Annotated in this window: 21 protein-coding genes; 19 read left to right on the top strand and 2 right to left on the bottom strand. The window is 35.7% G+C overall.

All coding sequences use genetic code 11. From position 1 onward, the window contains the following. Positions 1-103 precede the first annotated feature (103 nt). On the top strand, positions 104-1,486 hold the full coding sequence (locus tag BTU61_RS01105; protein ID WP_200771975.1) for a polysaccharide deacetylase family protein: 1,383 nt from the start codon (positions 104-106) through the stop codon (positions 1,484-1,486). Positions 1,487-1,810: 324 nt separating this feature from the next. Here BTU61_RS01105 and BTU61_RS01100 read toward each other — a convergent pair whose 3' ends face one another. Together BTU61_RS01100 and BTU61_RS01095 are read right to left on the bottom strand one after the other, a co-directional pair. Next, on the bottom strand, positions 1,811-2,896 hold the full coding sequence (locus BTU61_RS01100) for a DEAD/DEAH box helicase (RefSeq protein WP_200771974.1): 1,086 nt from the start codon (positions 2,894-2,896) through the stop codon (positions 1,811-1,813). After that, the gene (locus tag BTU61_RS01095) at positions 2,893-3,873 is read right to left on the bottom strand and encodes a Gfo/Idh/MocA family protein (RefSeq protein ID WP_200771973.1); all 981 of its coding nucleotides are present in this window, start codon (positions 3,871-3,873) and stop codon (positions 2,893-2,895) included. Before BTU61_RS01095 ends, BTU61_RS01100 begins: the two co-directional genes overlap by 4 nt. Positions 3,874-3,999: 126 nt before the next feature. Here BTU61_RS01095 and BTU61_RS01090 point away from each other — a divergent pair, with 126 nt between their 5' ends. The 18 genes from BTU61_RS01090 to BTU61_RS01005 all read left to right on the top strand — a co-directional run bounded on the left by BTU61_RS01090 (position 4,000) and on the right by BTU61_RS01005 (position 24,952). Continuing rightward, a complete protein-coding gene (locus BTU61_RS01090; RefSeq protein ID WP_200771972.1) occupies positions 4,000-4,929 on the top strand; it encodes a glycosyltransferase family 2 protein in 930 nt (309 codons plus the stop codon). 1 nt (position 4,930) lies between these two features. Next, complete coding sequence (locus BTU61_RS01085; protein ID WP_200771971.1) at positions 4,931-6,808, top strand: glycosyltransferase family protein; 1,878 nt, start codon at positions 4,931-4,933, stop codon at positions 6,806-6,808. 58 nt (positions 6,809-6,866) lie between these two features. Continuing rightward, positions 6,867-7,718: a dTDP-4-dehydrorhamnose reductase gene (gene rfbD / locus BTU61_RS01080; RefSeq protein ID WP_200771970.1), complete on the top strand. Its 852-nt coding sequence runs from the start codon at positions 6,867-6,869 to the stop codon at positions 7,716-7,718. 156 nt (positions 7,719-7,874) lie between these two features. Next, positions 7,875-9,128 carry an oligosaccharide flippase family protein gene (locus BTU61_RS01075; RefSeq protein WP_200771969.1) on the top strand — a complete coding sequence of 418 codons (1,254 nt, stop codon included), beginning with the start codon at positions 7,875-7,877 and terminating at the stop codon, positions 9,126-9,128. A 5-nt stretch (positions 9,129-9,133) separates the two neighbouring features. Beyond that, the gene (locus BTU61_RS01070; protein WP_200771968.1) at positions 9,134-10,075 is read left to right on the top strand and encodes a glycosyltransferase family 2 protein; all 942 of its coding nucleotides are present in this window, start codon (positions 9,134-9,136) and stop codon (positions 10,073-10,075) included. 21 nt (positions 10,076-10,096) lie between these two features. After that, entirely contained in the window at positions 10,097-11,065 is a 969-nt protein-coding gene (locus tag BTU61_RS01065; protein WP_200771967.1) for a glycosyltransferase family 2 protein, read from the top strand. Further along, positions 11,066-11,782, top strand: coding sequence for a glycosyltransferase family 2 protein (locus BTU61_RS01060; protein ID WP_200771966.1), 717 nt, complete (start codon positions 11,066-11,068; stop codon positions 11,780-11,782). After that, entirely contained in the window at positions 11,782-12,138 is a 357-nt protein-coding gene (locus BTU61_RS01055) for a DUF2304 domain-containing protein (RefSeq protein ID WP_200771965.1), read from the top strand. Before BTU61_RS01060 ends, BTU61_RS01055 begins: the two co-directional genes overlap by 1 nt. Further along, positions 12,128-12,904, top strand: a complete 777-nt coding sequence (locus BTU61_RS01050; protein ID WP_200771964.1) for a glycosyltransferase family 2 protein — start codon at positions 12,128-12,130, stop codon at positions 12,902-12,904. Before BTU61_RS01055 ends, BTU61_RS01050 begins: the two co-directional genes overlap by 11 nt. 22 nt (positions 12,905-12,926) lie before the next feature. Then, positions 12,927-14,144 carry a beta-carotene 15,15'-monooxygenase gene (locus BTU61_RS01045; protein ID WP_200771963.1) on the top strand — a complete coding sequence of 406 codons (1,218 nt, stop codon included), beginning with the start codon at positions 12,927-12,929 and terminating at the stop codon, positions 14,142-14,144. 204 nt (positions 14,145-14,348) lie between these two features. After that, entirely contained in the window at positions 14,349-17,300 is a 2,952-nt protein-coding gene (locus BTU61_RS01040) for a rhamnan synthesis F family protein (protein ID WP_200771962.1), read from the top strand. Continuing rightward, a complete protein-coding gene (locus tag BTU61_RS01035) occupies positions 17,287-18,585 on the top strand; it encodes a DUF2142 domain-containing protein (protein ID WP_200771961.1) in 1,299 nt (432 codons plus the stop codon). The genes BTU61_RS01040 and BTU61_RS01035 overlap by 14 nt, the downstream gene beginning before the upstream one ends. Positions 18,586-18,594: 9 nt before the next feature. Continuing rightward, positions 18,595-19,842, top strand: a complete 1,248-nt coding sequence (locus BTU61_RS01030) for a glycosyltransferase family 4 protein (RefSeq protein ID WP_200771960.1) — start codon at positions 18,595-18,597, stop codon at positions 19,840-19,842. A 144-nt stretch (positions 19,843-19,986) separates the two neighbouring features. After that, positions 19,987-21,135, top strand: a complete 1,149-nt coding sequence (cps2T, locus tag BTU61_RS01025) for a beta 1-4 rhamnosyltransferase Cps2T (protein WP_200771959.1) — start codon at positions 19,987-19,989, stop codon at positions 21,133-21,135. Further along, positions 21,132-22,073 carry a glycosyltransferase family 2 protein gene (locus BTU61_RS01020; RefSeq protein WP_200771958.1) on the top strand — a complete coding sequence of 314 codons (942 nt, stop codon included), beginning with the start codon at positions 21,132-21,134 and terminating at the stop codon, positions 22,071-22,073. The genes cps2T and BTU61_RS01020 overlap by 4 nt, the downstream gene beginning before the upstream one ends. Next, positions 22,073-22,882, top strand: a complete 810-nt coding sequence (locus BTU61_RS01015; RefSeq protein WP_200771957.1) for an ABC transporter permease — start codon at positions 22,073-22,075, stop codon at positions 22,880-22,882. Before BTU61_RS01020 ends, BTU61_RS01015 begins: the two co-directional genes overlap by 1 nt. Next, positions 22,882-24,090, top strand: coding sequence for an ATP-binding cassette domain-containing protein (locus BTU61_RS01010; protein ID WP_200771956.1), 1,209 nt, complete (start codon positions 22,882-22,884; stop codon positions 24,088-24,090). Before BTU61_RS01015 ends, BTU61_RS01010 begins: the two co-directional genes overlap by 1 nt. Continuing rightward, entirely contained in the window at positions 24,083-24,952 is an 870-nt protein-coding gene (locus tag BTU61_RS01005; protein WP_200771955.1) for a rhamnan synthesis F family protein, read from the top strand. Before BTU61_RS01010 ends, BTU61_RS01005 begins: the two co-directional genes overlap by 8 nt. Positions 24,953-25,006: the final 54 nt, after the last annotated feature.

Raw genomic sequence — 25,006 nt, 5'->3', positions numbered from 1 at the left:
AAACAATTGAGAGGCTAAGACTTTTGTCCCAGCCTCACCTTTTTGATGTTTACCCGTATAAAAAAGAAATGTTTTTTGGAAAGAAATTTGCTATAATAAAGTTATGAGATTAAAGCCTGTAAGAACCATATTATTAGTCATCGTGAATCTCCTTTTACTTTCTATCCTTTTTATTGGATACCGTAAAATCCAAACCATTCGTGAAAATAAAGCCTATCAAGACCAATTTTCGAAAGTGGTACAGTTAGAAGGAGATACAGAAAAAGGGAAAAAAGCACAAGTCCAAGAAGGGATTTTAGGAACATCCTATGTGACGGCCTATTTTCCTACAAGAGATGGTCAACCCATCACTGTCATTAAAGACAAGATATCTGAAGACCTCAAACGCTTGGGATCGGACGAAAAAACCAAGAAGCCAGAGCATCTGACTTTCTACCATAGTGAAGAAATAGAAGCTCCCTTTGTTGGCTACCATCCGATTCAGATTAAACGGGCGGAATACCAGTATAAAAAGGGCCAATTCATCAAAGATGAAACTGTGAAATTGCCTTTATTCTATTTAGATGATGAGGATAATCCTTTGACTTTGACGGAGGTATTCGCTGATCCAGATGGAGCAAAGCAGATTTTCTTAAACGAATTGAAAACCAATCTTTCGTTTCGTCAGCTAGATGATGCCAGTATTGATCAAATGGTGGCGCATTTTTCAGAAATGGATTTGAGCCAGTGGACTTTCCAGTATGAAAAGGGAAATTTCATCATTTCGTTTCCATCTAAGGTTAAGGGGGATGATACCTTCAAGGTTCCACTTTCCAAATTCTATGATGTGATCGATACCGATCGCCTGCTTCCTGAAGATCTTGAATCGTACCAATCCTATATTGAAGAGCGCCGTCAAAAGATGGTCGCTTTGACCTTTGATGATGGGCCAGATCCCAAGACGACACCACAAGCTCTCTCCATCCTTAAGAAGTACAATGCCAAGGCCACCTTCTTTATGGTTGGTAAAAATGTCGACGCTTATCCAAATATTGCCAAGCAGGTCCGTAAAGAAGGTCACCAAATTGGGAACCATACATGGGATCACCCGCAATTACCGAAATTGAGTTTGAGTGATGCGAAAAAGGAGATTTTGGATACGCAAGAAGCGATTCAAAAAGCGACAGGTGTGCAAACCAAGATTACCCGTCCACCGTATGGAGCGATCAATAACGCCATCCAATATGGCATAGACCAGTCCTTCATCATGTGGGATGTGGATAGTTTAGACTGGAAGAACCACAATACAGCTTCCATTCTCAATGAAGTGAAGAAAGAAGTCAAACCAGGTTCGATCATTCTCATGCATGATGTTCACCAGACCACGATTGATGCTTTGCCGACGGTTCTAGATTACCTCAAAGAACAAGGCTACACTTTTGTTACGGTGGATGAATTGTTGAATTACCAACTTGAAAGTCATCGTATTTACTACAATCGAAATTAAGCAAAAATCCTCTGCTGGAAATGGCAGAGGATTCAGATTGAAGATAGAATCTTCTTAAAAACTTTCCTTAGGTGAGTACGGACGTCAGCGAACTTCTTTGAAGTTCCATGACTTAGTTTTGGATCTAAGGTTCCAAAACTCCCTAGTGCTAGAAACAATCGTGTTTCTAGCACTTTTCTCACAGCGGAAAGTTTAGGCTTTATATTGATTCATTCTAAAAATTAGAACATATTTATATTTCTTTGCAGAAACGCTTAACTTATTTTACTATACAATAGTTTGTCTGAATTTTAAATCCTCTGCTGGAAATGGCAGAGGATTTTGTTAGTCATTGAGATAGAGTTGGGAATTTTTCAGGACAATCTCTCGGATAGAAGCGTACTTTTTCAAGGTTTTGAGTTCTTCTGAGTGGGTGATAAAGGTAATCACATAGCCCTCACGGCCCATCCGTCCCGTACGACCAGATCGGTGGGTGTAGGTTTCTTTGTCTCGAGGGAGATCGTAGTTGATCACACATTCCAGATGGTCAATATCGATTCCACGAGCTACCAAATCGGTCGCAAGTAGAAGGGTTAGCTGGTGATCTTTGAAGCGTTCCAGGATAACCTTGCGGTATTTGACATTGACATCACTGGCGAGCGACACGGCCTCTACGCCACGGTATTGCAGCTTTTCTTCTGCACTTCCTAGATCAGATAGGCTGTTGAAGAAGGCAAGACCACGAAAGTCTTCGACGTGGGCGAGTTTGCGAAGGAGTTCGACCTTATCACGTTGATCCACTTGCATATAAAAATGCTGAATATTGTCTAAGCGAACCCCATCAACTGTGATTTGGATGGTATTTTCTTCTAATTGGTCTGGATCGACCTTAGCTGTCGCGCTCATATAGATATATTGGTGATCACGAGGAGCATAGTGACTGATTTTATCGACAAAATGGTACTGAGAGTCGCTCAGTAACTGGTCAAATTCATCTAAAATGATGGTCTCCACATTCATCATTTTAATTTTTTTCAGTTTGATCAGTTCAAAGACCCGACCAGGAGTACCGACTAAGATTTCAGGTCCTTTTTTTAGACGCTCAATTTGGCGTTTTTGACTAGATCCGGACAAGAAAAGTTGTGTTTGGAGGCCGAGTGGTTCAGCCCATTGCTTGGTCACATCAAAAATTTGTCCTGCCAACTCGGTATTTGGAGCCAAAATCAAGAGTTGTTGAGCTTTTCGGGGTTTGAGCTTCAGTAAGCTCGGAAAGAGATAGGCAAGGGTCTTTCCAGTACCAGTCGGACTGATTCCTAAGACATTCTCTCCTTCATAGATGGGAGAAAAGATCTGCTCCTGAATGTCAGTGAAGGTATCAAAACCAAGTGTTTCTAGCTGGTCTAACCAGCTTTTGGGGAAATGTTCTTTCATTCTTTTTCATCCTTAAATTGAATTCCAGCGCTTTGACGCATCTGGTAGAGGGTCTCGTGGACTTGCTCTGCAGTTTGTAACCATTCGAGATAAGCAGTCTCCTTTTGACCAGCCATGGCAAGGGCAAAGGCTTCCGCCTCTTCTTGCATGACATGACTACAAGGCGTGAGAGGAAGATCGATGACTTCACCAGAATGGCTGACAAATTGGGCCTGGTTGATAGCTGCTACAGCATTTAGAGTCAGCGTTCCAGTCTTGGTATAGATTTCAGCTGGTAGATGACTGGTGATGTTTTTTCCCGCCTGAATGGCAACCTGAAACTCTGGATAAATCAAGACACCCTGACCATAGAGATCAACCGAATTAGGTAATTGCTGAGCGGTGTAGTGGCTGGAGATTGGAGTTTCAAAGAAACCAATCGCTAGGTAGAGGCAGTAGACTCCGAGATCCATCAAGGCGCCACCGGCATAGACATCTGAGAAAATATTCGGCATCTCACCAGCAAGAAGGGTAGGTAACTTGGAAGAATATTTTGCAAAGGTAAAGTTAGCACCTAAAATTTCTTGACCGGCTAGAAAGTCTTTGATGACTTGAAAGGCAGCTTCTTGGTAATTTCTGGCAGCTTCAAAGAGATAGACCTGATGCTCCTTAGCAAGCTTGGTTAACTCTGTCCACTCAGATGGATTCGTCACAGCGGGCTTTTCAATGATGACATGCTTCTTTGCCAGGATAGCGAGCTTGGCCTGAGAAAAATGAAGGGAGTTAGGACTGGCAATGTAGACGACATCTAAATCACTATCCAAGAAGTCCACCAAGTCCGTGTAGCAAGAAATAGAATCATAAGGTTCACAAAAGTCTTGAGCAGTTTCTAAACGCCTTGAATACACCGCCTGTAAGCCATAGCGCCCAGTCAAGTGCGCTGCCTTAATAAATTCCTGTGAAATCCAACTCGTTCCAATAATTCCAAGCCTTAGCATTATCAATCCTCCATCCAATGTTTCATCCTATTATAACATGAAAATAGGGAAGGGCGGGATGAAAAATGCTAGGGATTATGAGAGTTTTTTGTTACAATAGAAAGTGAATAAGTCAAGGAGTAAGCAATGACCCTATCAGTTGTAGTCCCATGTTTTAACGAAGAAGAATCAATTCCATTGTTTTACAGAGAAATGGAACGTGTTCGGATGGAGATGGGAGAAAAATTTGAATATATTTTTATAAACGACGGCTCTTCCGATAGTACGCTATCGGTTCTTCGAAAGTTACATGTTACAGATTCAAATGTGCATTACCTTTCTTTTTCTCGGAATTTCGGAAAAGAAGCAGCACTGTATGCTGGACTTGAGCGTGCTAGTGGTGAATACGTGACCGTCATGGATGTGGATCTGCAGGATCCTCCAGAGTTACTGGTTCAAATGAAGCAAAAATTGGATGAAAACTCAGAATTGGACTGTGTCGGAACCCGACGAGTAACCCGTGATGGAGAACCACCGATTCGCTCATTCTTTGCACGGATGTTTTATAAATTGATCAATCATATCAGTCAAGTAGAAATGGTCGACGGTGCGCGTGATTTCCGTTTGATGCGCCGTCCCATGGTCGATGCAATTCTAGAGTTATCAGAATACAATCGCTTTTCAAAAGGAATTTTTGCCTGGGTAGGATTTGAAACAGAATACCTAGAATACAAGAATGTTGAACGCGTGGCAGGGGAGACGTCTTGGAATTTTTGGTCCCTCTTCAAATACTCGATTGAAGGGATTGTTAACTTCTCGGATGCCCCACTAAATATTGCCTTTATCGGTGGGCTCCTATCTTGGCTTTTAGCTTTTATCATGGTAATTTTGATTGTGATCCGCACACTAGTCTTTGGAGATCCGACTTCTGGTTGGCCATCTCTTATGACAGTGATTCTTTTCCTAGGAGGGTTCCAATTATTAACCATTGGGATTTTAGGGAAATACGTTGGTAAGATCTTTATGGAAACCAAGAAACGACCAGTTTATGTTGTGAAAGAAAAGAGTGATGATTAGGATGCTTAAAAAAACATTGTCTAGTTTCTATGATAAAATTGATGTTTTTTTTGATAAGGTTGCTCATTTACAATTTGTAGAACGATTTCAAGGAAAATTTGAATCAATAAATAATTTCTGTAATTTGATTAGTGATAGAGTTTACTATCTATTTTTAATTACTTACTCAATATTATTTACGTTTTTATCTTTTAACTTAATAAATTTTCAAAGTCGAACATATGATTATGTTTTTCATTTATCCAGGATTGTTGGACTTTCGGAGTCTATAAGACATCTGGATTTTCTTCCAAATCTGAATTATATATATGCCTATGGGACTGGCTATGCCTCTCCTATGTTTTATGGGAATTGGCAATTTTATCCATCAGCATTAGTATATATGGTTACAAAAAATGGTAACTTATCTTATTCTATTTTTGCCCATTTGATTATATTATCTACACTTATCACTGTTTATTTTGTAGTTGAAAAAATTTCTAAGAATAAAATGTTAGGAATTATAACTGCAATTACCGTACCGTGTTACTACACACTATTTGGTTATGGTATGACGATGGTAGTTCCATTAGTTCCTCTACTTTTTTATTCAATTTATAGAATACTTTTCTTAAACCAAAGAAATCCAATATATTTAGGCATTGTAGTAGCATTATTAATTCAAACCCATATACTTTCCACGATAATATTAGCCATTTTTTCTTTTATCTTTTTATTATTAAATTTTAATAAGATAAGTGTGAAAAAGTTAGTTTCTTTTATATTATCGGTTTTGATTGCATTATTTTTGTCTGCTGGATACATTTTGCAATACGTAGAGCAGGTTTCTTCTCAACACTTTCTTTTTTCTTGGTTAGGAAGAAATTTTCCTGTTAATGTCAATGATACTTTCTCTGTACCTTATCCATTTCAAGCAGACAACTCAGGATTTTATAAGCCATTCACTCCACTAGAATGGCCAATCCATCATTTAATAAGTATAGGGTTGCTCATTTCAAGTTTTATAGTCATATTACTATTTCGACGTATGACTTCCCTTAGTAAGACACTCTTTCTTAGTTGTTGGATATTGTATTTCTCTGCTACTAGTTTTTTACCTTGGAATACTATGCTGAAACAGACTTTCTTAGGAAGCATGCAATATTCTGGACGATTATTGTTTTTCATACCATTAATATTTATCTTATTTTTAGCTTTTACAAATGTAAAAGGTTTTCTACCACTTTTTTTGTGTATGGCTAGTTTAACTTTTTATTATCGCCAAGTTTTACCTCAGTACTTTAGTTCATCTAAGACCTATAGTCAAATGCAAAATGAAAATAAACTTAGTGAGGAATTGTTAAAAGCAGTATATATGGGGGATAAGACGAAATTTGTTGATACCAGTGGAGACGAGTATTATAATATAGATGTTGACAATGTGCATGTACGCAATCCTCAATTTTCAGAATTCTTGGATAATGGAGAACTAACTATTTCTAATATCAAGAAAAGTTATAATCTTCTAGAATTTGATGTTGATTTTAAAAATAATATAAATAAAAGTAGTTTTGTTGTTCCTCTAGTATGGTATAAAGGCTACCAAGTAGATTATTCGAGAGGTGCCTCTGGTTCTAAAGCAATGATGAAAACTCGTCCATTCACTGCTCAAGAAAATCGAGAAAATCAAAAATTGAGGAGACCAAATGAAAATAAGAAAGTGTTAAATGATGGTAAGATATACATAGAAATAAATAAACCTGGACATATCTCGATTTCTTATCATAAAACTTTCTTGCAATATTTAGGATATTGTATTGAAATAATTTCTTGGTTAAGCGTATTCGGTATCTTTTTAACACGATATAATAGATGTAAAAAAGTGTTAGAAAATTTATAGGTATTTTAAAGTTAAAGAACAGATTCTTTATTGAAAATCTAAATACAAGGAGAAAAATATGATTTTAGTAACAGGTGCAAATGGCCAACTCGGAACTGAACTTCGTCACCTTCTTGACGAACGCAACGAAGAGTATGTAGCAGTAGACGTAGCAGAGATGGACATCACAAATGCAGAGAAGGTAGACGAAGTGTTCGCAGAAGTGAAACCAACTTTGGTCTACCACTGTGCAGCTTATACTGCAGTGGATGCTGCTGAAGATGAAGGAAAAGAGCTGGACTATGCTATCAACGTGACCGGTACGGAAAATGTAGCGAATGCGTCTGAAAAGCACGGTGCAACTTTGGTCTATATCTCAACAGACTATGTGTTTGATGGTAAAAAACCAGTGGGTCAAGAATGGGAAGTAGATGATCAACCAGATCCTCAAACAGAGTACGGACGTACCAAACGCATGGGGGAAGAACTGGTTGAGAAGAATGTCTCTAACTTCTATATCATTCGTACAGCTTGGGTATTTGGTAACTACGGTAAGAACTTTGTTTTCACCATGCAAAACTTAGCCAAGACTCACAAAACTTTGACGGTCGTTAATGACCAACACGGTCGTCCAACTTGGACTCGTACTCTTGCAGAGTTTATGACCTATTTAGCTGAAAATCGTAAAGATTATGGTTATTACCACTTGTCTAATGATGCAGAAGAAGATACAACTTGGTATGACTTTGCAGTTGAAATCCTAAAAGATACGGATGTAGAAGTGAAGCCAGTGGATTCCAGCCAATTCCCAGCTAAGGCGAAACGCCCACTTAACTCAACAATGAGTTTGTCTAAGGCTAAGGCTACAGGATTTGTCATTCCGACATGGCAAGATGCTTTGAAAGAGTTTTATAAACAAGAAGTGAAATAATGTTTTCAAAAGAGGGTGGAGTGTTTATGACCTTACCTCAAAAGTTAGAAAAGGTAGACATAACTTTTGGGGATTTGGTCATTAGTGCTCCTCTCTTTTTTATTGGGTTTATGGTATAATAAAAGCAATATACTGATTGAAAGTGAGTTGTAATACTTGAAAAATGTAACTCCCCAAAAGGTTTTTTTCTGGAATATTTTAGGCAGTTTATCTTCGGCAGCTGTTTCAGTTATTCTTCTTTTTATTGTTACACGTACTTTGAATAGTTCTTCGGCAGATATTTACAGTTTTGCCTATGCGATTGCAAACCTATTTGTTATTGTCGCTAGTTTTCAAGTCAGAGACTTCCAAGCAACAGATATAAGAGAAAAGTATTCTTTTGATACCTACTTTGTTACGAGGATACTTTCAAACATTGCTATGGTTCTTCTTTTAGTAATGTATCTCATTTTTAATCCGAATACGCATTCAAATGTTGGAATCATATTTTGGGTCTCTTTCTTCCGAGTTAGTGAAGCTTTATCAGATGTTTTTCAAGGATTATTTCAGCAGAAGGAACGTTTGGATATTGCTGGGAAATCTCTCTTTCTGAGAAATACTCTTTCAACAATTGTCTTTGCTCTAACTTTAGTTATTTCTAAAAATCTCTTGTGGTCTGTCATCTCACAAACTATCAGTTCATTCGTATTCATTGCTTTATTTGACTATCCTCATTCAAAGTTTTTCCATAGATTGACCCCTTTCAGTGTTAAGCTTGGTAATATCTTTAGTGTATTGAAAGATTGTTTACCTTTATTTATTAATGCTTTTTTGCTGGTTTCAATATATAACCAACCTAAATATGCTTTGAATGATATTTTTAACCAGGGACTAATTGGTAATGGTGTTCAAAGGGATTTCAGTATTTTGTTTACCCCTATTTTTGCTATGAATCTGATGATTGTCTTTCTTAGGCCAATGATTACCCAGCTTGCTGTATTTTTGGAGGAAAGGAAAATATCGCATTTTATAACTTACAAGAATAATCTCTTCAAGATTTTACTTGGTACCTGCACCTTCATTTTTCTTATTGGTGCTTTTATAGCAATGCCAGCACTGGATATTGTATATGGAACCCATTTAAAACAGTATCAAACTAGTTTTGTAGTTTTGTTATTAGGGGGGATTGCAAGTACCTTTTCAACAGTATGTGATAATATCTTGACAATATTTAGAAAGCAACATTTTCTAGTGATTTCATTTGTCGTTGGTTACATTGTGTCACTCTTAACGGCAAAGCCTTTAGTTTCTAAATTTGAGATTTTTGGGGCATCCCTATCATTTCTTTGTGCGATGATAGCATGGTTACTGACATCCCTAGTAATTTATTTTATAACGAATCCATATACAATTTTTAGAAGGAAAAAATAATTGGCATGAAATTTTCTGTTATTATCCCTGCTTACAATGTTTCAAGCTATTTGGAGTGCTGTGTTCAGAGCATACTAAAGCAGACGTTTGAAAATTACGAGATAATCATTGTGGATGATGGTTCAACAGATAATACAGGTATTATCGCAGATGAGCTTTCGAAAAATTATCATCAAGTGGCTGTAATCCATCAGAGTAATGGTGGTGCATCAAAGGCGCGTAATACTGGAATAAGTAAGTCTTCTGGTGATTATCTTTTATTTCTAGACGGTGATGATTTTTGGAGCGATTCGCAGTTTTTAGATGCGATCGCTACCAAAATTAAAGCAAAGGCTGTTGATGTAGTTATCTTCGGTTACAGTTATTATTACGACAATGAAATAAAGGAAATTCCTATTTCTAGTCAGAACAACTTGCTTACAGCAACTAATTTTGGTTTGTTTAACGGTCCAAATTGGAATAAGTGTATTTCTAAAAAATTGATAAGTAACGGTCTATGTTTTCCAGAGGACTTGGTATCAGAAGATAGTTTATATTGTTCCTACATACTAAAGCTAGTGGAGAGTTTTTCAGTCCTAACAAGCACACAATATATGTACCGTCAAAACAGAGCAGGAAGCTTAACGAATGTAGTAAAAGAAGCAAATGTGTTGGATACATTGAGAGGAATAGAGCGTGGCTTGTTTGATGTGTCTGAGTTGCCAGATACAAAACAAAAAGCTTTGACGACTTATTTTGCAATTTCTTATATTTCAATTCTTCCTTATGCTAAATCTTATCTCTCAAATATAGAGATAAAGGAATTGTTACGAAAATATAAATATTTGTTAAAGGCTTCGATTCGTATTGAGAATAAGGCTTTTAAGTTGACTGGTATTTTTACTAATTTTTTTGGAATCAATATCTCGACAAAAATATTTTCTTACCTATTAAGATTTTATAAATAAGATAAGTTAGAAAGAGAAAGAATGAATAATCCAGCCATTACAATCATAATTCCTGTTTATAATGCACAAGATGGGCTTAAACAATGCTTAGATTCGCTTTTAAATCAGACCTTTAGGGATTTTGAAATTATTCTTTTAAATGATGGTTCCACAGACAACTCCTTGATGGTTTTGCAAACTTATGCTTCTGCTCACAACTTTATTAGAGTTATCGACAAAAAAAACGAGGGAGTTGCTAAAACTAGAAATAAAGGAATACACCTCGCTAAAGGTGAGTATATTGTCTTTATTGATAATGATGACTTTGTTGATTCTGATTATTTAGAGCGTTTTTACAATGCCATTCACCAAGAACAACTAGATATTGTTCTTGGTGGCTATAAGCGTGTTAATCAGGACTTGAAGACACTTTTCAAGCAAGATCTCACACAGTCAGAATGGTCTAAGTATATTATAGTTGCACCTTGGGCACGTATCTATCGAACTTCATTTTTAATCGATAATGAGATTGAGTTTTTTGATTATCCAATTGGTGAGGATGTTATTTTTACGCTATCAGCTTACAATTTAACGGAAAAGATAAAAATAATTGATTATAATGGCTACAATTGGTTTTTCAACGAGAAAAGTATTTCAAATACATCACAAAGAGGGTTTAATCCGAATATAGATATTGTGTACTTCTTGAGCCACCTACTTCAAGTTGCTGGTGATTCAAAATATATTCGTTATTTTATTAAACGCTATTATATTTGGTACTTACTTTTTTCTGGAAGAGCAGCCTCTAGCTTATTATTTATGGATCAATATAAAAAGATTAAGCAGTGGATTTCTAAAGAAAATATAGACTCAAGTTTAACCCCATTATCATCGGAGATAACAGGAGAACGAATGCAAACAGTTGTTTCGGTAATGGCTTTTAGAATCTTCGAACGCTTGAAACTTGTCTCACTGTTTGCAAAATTATACTGTAAAGGAAAGGAGAAGTAGTTGAGAGTTTTAATGATTATTCCTGCCTATAATGAGGAGGAAAGTATTTTCGACACGGTAACAAGTATCTTGAATTACCGCAAGAAAGTTGATTTTGATTTGGATTATGTTGTGATCAATGATGGATCAACAGATAAGACAAAACAAATTCTGGAAGAGAACCATTTTAATGCTGTTCATCTTGTGATGAATCTTGGGATTGGCGGTGCGGTTCAAACAGGCTACAAATATGCACTAGAGCATGACTACGATGTAGCAGTTCAATTTGATGGTGATGGCCAGCATGATATTGAGTCTCTATCAGAACTTCTTGAGCCAATTCGAAAAAATGAAGCGGATTTAGTTATTGGATCTCGTTTTGTTGGTGACGTTAAATCAGAGTTTCAAACGACTTTTATGCGACGTTTTGGTATTGGTGTGATTTCTAATCTCATCAAATGGACAACAGGCCAAAGAGTTTTAGATACGACATCGGGCTATCGTTTAGCTGATAAAGCTATTATCAAACAATTCGCTAAACGTTATCCCATCAAGTATCCGGAACCAGAGACTATTGTTCATATTTTGAAACGTAAATATCGAGTTGTTGAGCAACCAGCGAATATGTTTGAACGTACTGGCGGCGTTTCTTCTATTACGCCAATTAAATCCATTCGCTATATGCTTGAAGTGTGTTCATCGATTGTTATTGCAGCTTTTATGAGGGAGAGTGAATAATGTCAGTTTTATCTATTGTGATGTTGGTAGCTTCTATCTTTTTCCTTTATCTAGTCATTAGAAATATCAATAAGAATAATATTTTATTTGAACAGGCATTCATGTGGATTGTTATCAGTCTTATCTTGATAGTAATTGCGGTTTTTGACACTATTCCTGGGTACTTTGCTAGATTACTTGGATTTGAATTGACCTCCAATTTTCTATTGTCTCTTACTATCTTTTTCCTGTTGGTTATTGCATTTTTACAAACCATGACTTTGTCAAAACAAAAGGAGCAGATTAAGCATTTGGTTCAAGAATTATCGATTCTAAAAAGCCATGTAGAAATGAAAGAGGAGAATAATGAACAATAGTCACACCTGGGTGATTTGTGCTTATGGAGAGAGTGAATATTTAGACGCTTGTATTCAATCCTTGAAAAAACAAACTCTCCAATCAAAGATTATCTGTTATAGTTCAACACCACTGGATTCAATCAAGGAACTTTGTCAGCGTTATGATATTCCCTTTTATACCAAACAAGGTGGAGGAATTGGCAAGGACTGGAATAATGCCATGTCTTTTGTAGAGACAAAATATGCAACTATCGCCCATCAGGATGATTATTATGAGCCGAAATATGCTGAGAAAGTATTGGGCAAAATGGAAAGGAATTCTGATGTTTTAATAGGATATTCTGATTATTTTGAAGAAAAAGATGGACATAAAATTCCTGCTAACACGAATCTGAAGATCAAAACCTTAATGCTAAAAACCATGAATCTTTTCTCAGCTAGTCATTTTTGGCGTAATCGTGTGATGGCTTTTGGAAATCCGATTTGTTGTCCTGCAGTTACCTATAACCGTGAGAATTTGAAGAATTTCTTTTTTGATGAAGGAATGAGAGTGAGTTTAGACTGGTACGCATGGTATAAAATCAGCGAATATAAAGGTCGTTTTGCGTATGTAGCTGACAAGCTTATGTGCCACCGGATTCATGAAGAGTCTGAAACTTCAAAAACCATTGCGGATAATACCCGTAGTAAAGAAGACTTATACATGTATCAACTTTTCTGGCCCAAATGGATGGCTAAGTTACTAATGAGACAATATGTGAAGAGTCAGAATTCGAATAATTAGTTTAGTATGTTCAGGGAGAAAAATGAAAAATAGTAAAAGATTTTATTTATATATACTTATTGTAGCTGTGTTGTATGCAATACAGTATTATATTAATAATAAAATTACTCCAGTTGGAGACCAAACAGCATTTTTGAAATATGCAGAAGAATATCACTATAATTATCTCTTTTTTGGAATTGACCGTTACTTTACATGGAGTAGCAGACTACTAATTGAATCAGCAACACTTTTATTTTCTATTCATGAAAAACTTTTTGTCATTGTATCTGTTTTAGCAACTTTTGTATTACTATTACCTAGCAAAAAGTTTTCAAAGGAACTTCCATGGCTTCCGGGTTTCTTATTATTCATTTGTATTCCGGCAAGTGAATTTTTAAGTGCAGGCTCTATTCCGACCTATGTAAATTATGTTTTTCCGGCATCCTTTTTGTTATTTTCTATTTATTATCGTCATTCATCTAACCATTTTGTAAAGATTATTAGTTTTGTTAGTTTTGTATTCGCTGTTATGCAAGAACAACTAGCAGTTTATTCTTTTTTATGGCTAGCTTTTGAGTTGGTGAGAGACTGGAGAGTAACCAGGTTTAGAATCAGAAATGTATTCTATACTTTTGTTTCTTTAGCTGGCATAATCTCAGCTAAATTAGCTCCTGGTAATGGGGTTAGATTTACTAAAGAAGTGATGACTTGGTTTCCTAATTTTTCAAAGCTAAACAGTGTCCAAAAGTTAGGGCTAGGTATCTTAGAAGCAGGTGATGGACTTTTATCAGTTTCTTTCACTTTTGTTTTCCTATTCTTAATTGTAATGATAATGCTGGCTTTTTATAAACGAAACCTTATTTGTATATCCCTAAGTGGCTTTGTTTTCCTATCTATATTGAGTCAAAAGTTCGAATGGCGTAGTATTTTCTTTACGCTTTCTGCTATCAGTAAGCATGCTAGAGAAACGGGGACTTTTCAGTTTAATCTGGTATATTGTGGAGCCGTTTTATATTACATTATTCTTTTAGGTTTAGTACTTTTTGTTATTTGGAGTCTGGCTGACTTAGATGATAAAATTTGGTTACCGTATCTATTGGTAATTGGTCTTGTTGGACGTTTGGTTATTTCGTTTTCACCAACCTTATATGCTTCAGGAACTAGGACTTATTTACCTGTAATGCTTAGTATATTTATAATAACTTGTAAATTTATAAATCAAATTTATTTAAAAATGAAGATTGAAAAAATTAATTAGTTAAAAGTAGATTTTTTCTACTTTTTTTAATTTTCTAATGAAGAAGTAGTTTCCCATTTTTGCCAAAACTATAGTATAATTAGTATTGTATAGACTCTTTTAGAAGACATAGTATATTGTGCTTTTTTGGACTAAAGTATATTATAAATATTTGGTTCAAAACTTTGATTTTCTATTGTTATAAATATCGAAATGGATGGAAAAATGACTAAACTAATATCAGTAGTTGTAACCTGTTACAACCATGAAAACTATATTGAACAATGTATAAGAAGTATTTTTCATCAGACTTATCGGAATATTGAGTTAATTGTTTTAGATGATGGTTCAACAGACAATTCAAATGAAATTATTCAGGAAGTTCTGAAAGATTCGCCTTTCGTGACGAAATTTGAATCTCATGAAAATGTAGGTGTTGTAAAGAATCGGAATATGGGTCTTAGTCTAATCAATGGAGACTATTTGCTGTTTGTAGATAGCGATAACTATCTGGATATGGATTATATTGAGCAGTTGTATAGTAAATTGATCGAGACAAATGCTGATATTGCATATTGTGACCTGTTTAATCCAGAAAAAGAGGAATTTTATCTTAAAAGTCGTGAATTTGACCTCACTGATTTTCTAAATGCTAGTTTCATTGATAATTGTTCTTTGATTCGTAGAAGTATTATTGGGGATGCTCGTTATGATGAGAAGTTAAATCGTAAAAAGCTTGAAGATTATGACTTTTTATTAAATCTCATTCTTAATAATGGAGCTAAAGCAGCATATCAACCAAATACTAAGCTTAACTATCGAGTATTTGAAACAGGATCCATTTCTGGACGTGACTCTGTTCGCCATCATTATGAAATCTATCTTGAAGTTCTAGAAAAGTATCTTGATAAGTTGCCCCATGAAATCTATCAAGCAGTTAGTGATAATCTTATGACTTTAGAGGATCGATTAGAAAATTTAATAAATCATCATAATGAGGTTTCTGAATATGTAAAAGAATTACAAAGAAAACACAAGCAACTTCGTCGTAAGAGTCAAACTCAAGTAACAGAATTGAAAGAAGCGCGTAATGAGATACAATTGATTCGAAGTTCTCTTTCCTATCGTATTGGCAATTCTTTGATTCAACCTATTAAGATTTCTAAGGTTTTACTGCAAAATCCACGAAAAATTAAAGAATATTTGAAAGCTATTAAAAGAAAAATCACGAAATTGCGGAGACGTTTAATATCTCTGAAAACTTATCAATTACGTCATCGTAGAAATAGTCAACGTTCTGCCTTGTCATTTACTGGCAAAAGAGCGCTAGTCTATGTCATTTTTGAATCTGAAAACCGTTTACAAGAATACAAATTACGGTTTTTACAGGCTTTATCTCCGTTAATGGATGAGGTCATTGTTGTTGTGAATGGTTCTCTTCGTGTTGAGGATGTCAACAATCTTAAATCTTATGGACAGGTTTTAATTCGTGACAATAAAGGATATGATACAGCTGCCTTTAGAGAGGGCATCTTTGCTTTTGGCAAAGATAAGCTTAAAAATTACGATCAACTGTTCTTGGTAAATGATACCAATATTGGACCAATGAGAGATTTGTCTCAAGTATTCCATGAAATGGTTGATAAGCAACTAGATTTCTGGGGAATTTCCTTTGGAGAAGAGCAAGAGGATGTTACTAAAGAGAATCCTTATGGTTACATTCCTAAGCATCTTCAATCTTATTTCCTAGTTATTGAAAAGCTCATGCTAAATGATGATGCCTTTTATTCTTATTGGACAGATTTGACTGATACAGATTCTCGTGATAAGGCTATTGGTCGACATGAGACTCGTTTTACCAAGTATTTTGCTGATTTGGGTTATCGTTTCGATGCTGTTGTGCAAGAATACGAAGATTCTGCTATGTATATTCATCCGTTGAGGATGCTTAAAGCAGGTAGCCCTTTGGTTAAATACACAGCTTTGAAAAATTACGATGAGGAGCAATTCTTGTGGCAAGGTCTTGAGCGTGAATCAGAAATCCCTGATTTACTAGAGTATATTACTGATAAGACAGATTACCCAGTGTCAATCTTGGAAGAGATTATCAATAAATTCAAGGCTGTTCCTCGTGAACAATATATTTTATTGATTGATGGGGTTGAAAATATTATTCCGCAATGTACCCGTTACCGTGTTTTGAATAAGGCAGAACAATTACGTAAGCATGGCTTTGAAGTTAAAGTTACTAACTTATCAGATTTTCAATTGTCAATGGCCCAAAATGCTAGTCATATTATTATCTATCGTTCTCCAATTTCGCCTGAGCTTCTGCGTCTCTGCCATTTGGCTAAGGATTATGGAAAACCTGTTTTCTTTGATATAGATGATTTGGTATTTGATACGGTTTACACGGACCAATTAAGTTATACGCAAGGTCTTAATCCGGTTGAAAAAGGAAATTATGATGCTGGGGTTCGTAATTACGGTTATATGTTAGAGAACTGTGATGGTGCCATTACTTCAACCAACCAGCTGCAAGAGGAGTTGAAGAAGTATCAAAGCACGGTTTTGCTGAATCGTAATCTAGCATCTGATGAGTTAATCTCTATCAGTAGTCAATTTCTTAAGGACTATTCTCAAGTCTCAGACGTGGTTAAAATTGGTTATTTCTCTGGTTCAATTAGTCATAATGAGAATTTTGAATTGATTAAACCAGCTATTAAGCAACTGCTTAAGAAATATAGTAATGTTCAATTACATATTGTCGGAATTCTTGATATTCCAAAAGATATGAAGCCCTTTGGAAATCAAATTGTCACTCACGATTATGTGGACTGGGACAAACTGCCTGCCTTGATTAGCGAGGTTGATATTAATCTGGCGCCACTTGTGGACTCTATCTTTAATCGTGCCAAATCTGAGATTAAGTGGATTGAAGCTGCTTTGGTGAAAGTACCAACAGTAGCAAGCAAGATAGGAGCTTTTTCGGATGAGGTTGTTGATGGTGAAACAGGGCTGTTAGCTACTGATGATGAGTGGTTTGACAAACTAGAATCGTTGGTTTTATCTCTAGAATTAAGGCAAAAATTAGCAGAATCAGCTTACCGAGCAGTCCTTGAGAATTGTACCTTAAGCAAGAAAGATGAAATGGTGACTTATTTTGAACAGAATTAAACAGATAAAAGTTGAAAATTTATTTTTCATCTTAGCGACGATTTTTATTTTCTCATTTATGATTGTGTTTCCGATTAATCGTGTTCCAGATGAAATGAATCATGCGCGTATGACTTGGGAGACTTTACACAGACCAACGGATACTTCCTTTAAGTGGATGGATGAGATCCCAAGCAATGATAAAGTTAAACCAAGGGAATATAAACAGCTTCTAGCACGTAAAATTGAGATGAAGAATGAGCCATTTAGATTCGGCATTAGTCTCAAAACGATTTCTTTTATACCTCAATTAATTGGAATGACGATTGGAAGTTGGATTAGTCCCACGGTAGGTATGATCATTTATATGGGGCGTATCTTTAATGCATTAGCATACATACTTGGACTATACTTTTTAATACGCTATTTTAAGTATGGAAAGATAGCCGTGATGTTTATATCACTTTTACCTATTATGGTCCAACAAGCATCATCTCTGTCTTATGATGTGATGAATTACTTGGAAGTGATGCTAGCTATTGGTTTTATAACGAATATCGCCTATTCGAAACGATTTAGCAATCGTAATTTTGTTCAAGTAATAGGCCTTGCTATTTTGCTTCTAGCGACAAAACCAAATAATATTTTGTTATTAGGTTTGATACCTTTTGTATCATTTGAATTTAAGGGTGTATTAAAAACTTTAAATAGACCGTTTAAGTCATTAAAGCTTATAGTTTCTAGATATAAGTTTGTCTTTTATCTTTTACTACTTATAACAATAGGTTTCATTTTACAATTTTTAATGCGAAATGAAGGTGGTCTCTTCCATTATATTCATGTCCTGTTAAATACACTTGTAGATGCAAAGCAAAATGGAGACTTAAACTCCATTCTCACAATAGGAATTTTTGGTTTTTTAGGAAACTTTACATTGCAGTTACCTCTATGGTTGATTTTTGTTGATGTAGCAGTATTGTTTTTGATCTTTTTAGCAGATAAAAAAGATTTCTTTTCAAAAGATTTTTCAATTCTTGCAGCCTTGTTATTTCCAATTCAAGTCATCGCTACTGTAACAGTTATGTATCTTCAATGGACTCCCATTGTTCTTGGCCATGGCGCTTCTGTTTCAGTGGGTTCACAAGGAAGATATTTTACACCATTTTTGATACTCTTTTTACCTTTAGTAGCAAATTTAGGAAATTTTGAAATCTCGCAAAATAAAGTTTTAAAAATTTCAACCGTTACATTACTAGTAAATTATTTAATTTCCATTTTTTTGATCATTCCTTACTATTGGATGTAGGTGAAAACTATGAGTAAAACAGTTCTATTTATTTCCCCCACGGGGACTCTGGATAATGGTGCTGAAATTTCAATTGTCAATTTGATGAAATTTCTAGTGGACAAAGGATGTCGTGTCTTAAATGTTTTTCCAGATTATAAAGTCGCTTCTCAGGAAGAGTATCGAGCAGCATTACAGAATGCAGGGATTGAAACCTATGGACTTTCGGCAGTTAAATGGTGGTGGGAAGAAGCACCAGGTGGCTTACCAGGTAATCATTTTATGCGAGTGAACTCTTACAATAAGAATATTAAAGATATTCGAAATATTATTGTAGAGAACAAGGTAGACCTTGTCATCAGTAATACGGTCAATGTTTTTCAGGGTGCACTTGCTGCAGCTTACGAGAATGTCAAACATTTTTGGTTGATTCATGAATTTCCTGAGGGGGAATTTGGTTATTATAAGGAAAAATTGGACTTTATAGATAGCTTCTCGGATGAAATTTTTGCTGTAACAGGGGCTCTGACAGAGAATTTGCAAAATTATTTTCCTAAAAGAAAGATTTATTCTTTTGCACCATACACTCATATTGAATCTGTAGAAAGTGTAAAAACTGAATCTAGCTACCAACATCGTATTATTTCTGTTGGACGTCTGACGGAGAGAAAAAACCAGCTTGAGCTCATAAAAGCTTTTGGTTTACTTGACAAATCTGATGTTGATCTCGTTTTTTTAGGTGGCTGGGATGAGGACTATAAACAAATTTGTGATGATTATATCGCAGAACATCAACTGAAGTCAGTTTCCTTTTTAGGACATGTAGATGATCCTTGGTCTATGATTACTGATAAGGATATAGCGGTTTTCCCATCTAGTATGGAGACGTTTGGTCTTGTTTATGTTGAATCTGTTTTAAATGGCATTCCAACAATTTTATCTGATAATGAGGGACACAGGTCTGCCTTTGAATATATGAATGAGCAAGGCCATATGTATCATTTGGGTGATTTGGATGCATTAACAAGAACAATTTCAGATACTCTTGCTCAATTTAATCAAGAGAAACTTGAAGCAGTACAAGCTGTTCCAAGTTTGAAAGAAAGATATTCTCTTGAGAGAGTTTATTCTACAATTGTTGAGAAGCTTAAGGACAGCAAAATGAATCATAAAAAAGTAAATCAGGCAGATGTAAGTTTTCTAAATAGTAGAAAAGCTTTTAAAAAGTGTGTTCAATCGGCTCTAAAAAAACTATTACGACTGAAAAAACTTAGTTAGAATTTTTAATCTATGAGGGAGTGGTACAGAAAGGAATGTTATTTAAATATTCCTCCCGTACTATTCCTTTTTTGTTTGCATTAGGCAAAAAGCCTAGAAAATGGTATAATTGAGTAGACTGTAAATTGTTAGAAAGGGAAAATTATGCAACACGTTTTTATTATCGGAAGTCGTGGGCTTCCGGCTCAATATGGCGGTTTTGAGACTTTTGTAGACCAGTTGGTTTCGCGTCAAGTGGCTCCAGATATCCAGTACCATGTTGCTTGCCTTTCTAATGATCAAGCCTATCATCATTTTGACTATAAGGGTGTCGATTGTTTCACGATTCAAGCACCCAAGCTTGGGCCTGCGCGTGTCATCGCCTATGATATGATGGCCATCAACTATGCCTTGAAGGTCATTAAGAAGCAGGGAATTGAACAGCCAATTTTTTATGTTTTGGGCAATACCATTGGGGCCTTCGTGGCACCGTATGCGCGCAAGATCCATAAGATTGGTGGTCAATTCTATATCAATCCAGATGGACTGGAATGGAAGCGGGCCAAGTGGGCCAAACCGATCCAAGCCTATCTCAAGTATTCTGAAAAGATCATGACGCGCCACGCGGATTTAGTGATTTCAGACAACCCTGGTATTGAATCCTATATCAAGGAAGCCTATCCTTGGTCTAATACAACCTATATAGCTTATGGGACGGATTTGTCTCCGACTAGCCTGACCAGTCAGGATAAGAAAGTCAGAGAACTCTATCAGAAGTGGCAGACGCATGAAAAAAACTATTACTTGATTTTGGGGCGCTTTGTTCCAGAAAACAATTACGAGACCGCCATTCGTGAATTTATGGCTTCTTCAAGCAAGCGGGATTTGGTCATCATTTGTAACCATGAAGGCAATCCCTATTTTGAAGAACTCAGGGCTCGAACTGGATTTGATCAGGATCCACGTGTAAAATTTGTAGGAACGGTTTATGACCAAGACTTGTTGAAGTATATCCGTAAAGAAGCCTTTGCCTATATTCATGGTCATGAAGTGGGAGGAACCAATCCGGGCCTCCTAGAGGCTCTTGCTCAGACGGATCTCAATTTAGTCCTAGGAGTCTCCTTTAACCAAACGGTCGCAAAGGACACGGCTCAATATTGGACAAAAGAAAATGGGAATTTAGCTCATTTAATTGATCAAGTCGACTCTTTAGAGGACGTATCTAAATGGGGTCAATTGGCCAAAGCCAATATGAAGCAAAACTTTACCTGGGAAAAAATTGTAGGTGAGTACGAGGAATTATTCTTATCATGAAAGTAAATATCTTGTTGTCCACCTATAATGGTGAGCAGTATCTAAAAGAGCAGGTCAAAAGTATCCAAGACCAGACCTATCAGGACTGGCAACTCTTGATTCGGGATGATGGATCAAGAGATGGGACGGTAGAGATCATTCAAGAGTTGGTGGCGCAGGATGAGCGCATTCGCTTTATCAATCAAGGAGCCATCGAAAATCTCGGAGTTATTAAGAGTTTTCACACACTGTTAAAATATGAAAAGGCTGATCTTTATTGCTTCAGTGATCAAGATGATGTCTGGCTACCAGAAAAGATTGCCCTACAAGTGGAAGAAGCAGAGAAACATCTGCAAGAAGAACCTTTGCTGGTCTACACAGATTTAAAAGTGGTCGATGAGAACTTGAATGTGCAGCACGAAAGTATGATTCGCACCCAGTCTGATCATGCCAATACAGAACTGATTCAAGAATTGACGGAAAATACGGTAACTGGCGGAGTAGCCATGATTAACCATGCCCTGGCGGAATTATGGACCGGTCAGGAACAACATGCGCTTCTCATGCACGATTGGTATTTGGCTTTGGTGGCAACTGCCTTCGGGAAGCTCATCTATATCGATCAACCGACAGAGTTGTACCGTCAGCACAGTAGCAACGTTCTAGGAGCTCGAACCCTAAGAAAACGGGTTAAAAACTGGGTTCGCCCTCATATTCTTTTTGCTAAATATTGGAATCTCATCGAGTCCAGTCAAGAACAAGCAAAAAATTTATTGGATCTGCCAGTCAGTCTCCAAAATAAAGAAATCATCGAAAACTTTGTGACCATTATGAATGTGCCATTTAGACAACGTCTAGCACGGATTCGTAAATATAGTTATCGCAAGAATAGGGCTTTTCACACGTGTGTGTTCACGACCTTGATTTTAACAAAGTTTGCATATAGAGGTAGAAAATAATGTTTGACGTTTTTAGTCAGAAAAATCGAATTTTATTACGAGAGTTAATTAAAACAGACTTTAAATTACGCTACCAAGGATCAGCGATCGGTTATCTTTGGTCGATTTTAAAACCCTTGATGATGTTTAGCATCATGTATGTGGTTTTTGTTCGTTTTTTGAGGTTTGATGATGGAACTCCACATTATGCTGTCGGACTTCTCTTGTCCATGATTTTTTGGACATTTTTTACAGAGGCAACGAATATGGGTATGTTATCAATTGTTTCAAGAGGAGATTTGCTACGCAAATTAAATTTCCCTAAGCAAACAATTGTTGTTTCCTCAGTTTTGGGAGCCGCAATAAATTTTTCTATTAATCTTTTAGTAGTATTTGTGTTTGCTCTTATAAATAATGTTTCATTTGGTATTCATTCTCTAATAATTATTCCTTTATTTATTGAGATGTTAATCTTAGCTATGGGGTGTGCCTTTATTCTATCGGCCTTATTTGTTAAATATCGTGATATCGGGCCAGTCTGGGAAGTTGTTCTTCAAGCAGGTATGTACGCCAGTCCTATTATTTATTCGATTACCTATCTATTGCAACGAAATCATTTAGCAGTTGCCAAAATGTTGATGATGAATCCAATAGCTCAAATGTTACAAGATATGCGTCATTTTATTATTGATCCAGTCAATCCACGTGGTTGGGATATCTTTGAGAATAAAATGATAGCTTATATTCCATATTGTATTCCTGTATTTATTTTTGTAATTGGTTTAATTGTATTCAATAAAAATTCGAAACGATTTGCGGAGATTTTATAATGTCAAGTAATGTAGCAGTTAAGGTAGACCATGTAAGTAAATTTTTTAAGTTACCAACAGAGTCAACTCAAAGTTTACGCACAACACTAGTAAACCGTTTTAAAGGAATAAAAGGTTATAAAAAGCAAGAAGTTTTACGTGATATTTCCTTTGAAGTCCAAAAAGGAGATTTTTATGGTATTGTCGGTCGAAATGGTTCTGGAAAATCGACTCTCTTAAAAATTATTTCCGAAATCTATGTGCCGGAAAAAGGTTCCGTTACGATTGATGGGAAGTTGGTATCTTTCATCGAGCTTGGTGTCGGTTTTAATCCTGAATTAACTGGTCGTGAAAATGTCTACATGAATGGAGCTATGCTAGGCTTCTCAACAGCGGAAATTGATGCTATGTACGATGACATTGTAGACTTTGCTGAGTTGCATGAATTCATGAACCAAAAACTCAAAAACTATTCATCAGGCATGCAGGTTCGTCTTGCTTTTTCAGTTGCGATCAAGGCCCAAGGTGATATCTTGATTTTGGATGAGGTCCTCGCAGTAGGAGACGAAGCCTTCCAGCGTAAATGTAATGATTACTTTATGGAGCGTAAAAAGTCAGGAAAAACTACCATTCTTGTCACTCATGATATGAATGCGGTTAAGAAATATTGTAACAAGGCAGTACTAATTGAAAATGGTCTTGTTAAAGTAGTTGGTGATCCTGATGAAGTCGCGAACCAATATAGTTATGATAATGCAGCCAGCCAAACAGTTTCTAATGATGATGTAACAGTAGAGCATGAAGCAGTCACCAATTTAAATGTAAAACTACTTTCAGATAAGATGACTCAACCTGAGGCTCCAATAGAGTTTGAGATTTCTTATGATGTCAATCGAGACATACAAACCTATATTGCATTTTCACTGACGGAGATTGATCGAGGTCTTTGGATCTATAATGATAATTCCTTGGATGTTATGACTAAGGGATGTGGGAAAAAAAGATTTCGTTACTCATGTAGTTTGTCTTGCCTAAATGATATAAAATTGAAATTACAGGTTTCTGTAAGAGATAATACTAATACAATGCTGGCATTTGCAAAAGGTGACAATGCCCCCGTGATTTTAATCAATCGGACTGATATTTCAGATAATGATATATCAGCTAAAGACTCTGCTACAGGTTTAGTACAGAGAAACGGTAACTGGGAGACTATTGTCAATGAATAGAATTCTTTTGTATATTCACTACAATAAATCAGACGAACTAAGTGGCCATGTTCTTTACCAATTGGAACAAATAAGACCACTTTTTTCTCGAGTAATTTTCATATCCAACAGTCATTTAGATCAGAATCACATAGAAAAATTGAAAATGATTGGAATATTTGAAATTATTCAAAGAGAAAATATCGGATTTGATTTTGCAGCTTGGCGAGATGGAATGACATACGTTGGTTTTGATCATTTGGAAAAGTATGATTCTGTGACATTGATGAATGATACATGTATAGGTCCTCTTTGGTCATTGGAACCTTATTTTAGATCATTTGAATCAGCTATAGATTGTGATTTTTGGGGAATGACAAACTTTAAAAAAACGAAGTATTTTCGAGAACATGTTCAAAGTTACTTTGTGTCATATTCTCAAGCGGTAGTATTATCTAAAGTTTTTCAAAAATTTTGGACGAGTATAAAAAATTTTGAAAATGTTAGACAAGTAATTGATAACTATGAAACCAAATTGACATCTAAACTAAAAAAATCGGGCTTCAATTATAAAGTTGTTTTTAATACTTTGAACGAACAGTCTGAAGGAATGGTTCATCCTGATTTTTCTTACTATAAACCTTTTAAAATATTAGAACATCGCGTTCCGGTTTTAAAAGTTAAAGCAATTCAGGCGCATCCTCTTCAAGCTGATCAGTTAAAAAATAAAATAAGAGAAGTTACAGAATTTCCCATTGATATCTTAAATAGTGTCTATTCGTCAATAGAATTTTTTCCTGTTGAAAATGAACAAACAGAAACATATACTTTATTAAAAAAAGTTCGAAATAAAATTAAAAGAGTAATAGGGAGAAAAGGATAATGGATTTGAATAGGATATATCGCTTTTATAATAATTATCTAAGAAACCATATAT

It is taken from the genome of Streptococcus lactarius (assembly GCF_016642265.1).
In the GTDB taxonomy this organism is placed as follows: Bacteria; Bacillota; Bacilli; order Lactobacillales; family Streptococcaceae; genus Streptococcus; species Streptococcus lactarius.
The sequence above is the reverse complement of the archived record's forward strand: the minus strand, read 5'-3'. Positions and strand labels throughout refer to the sequence as shown.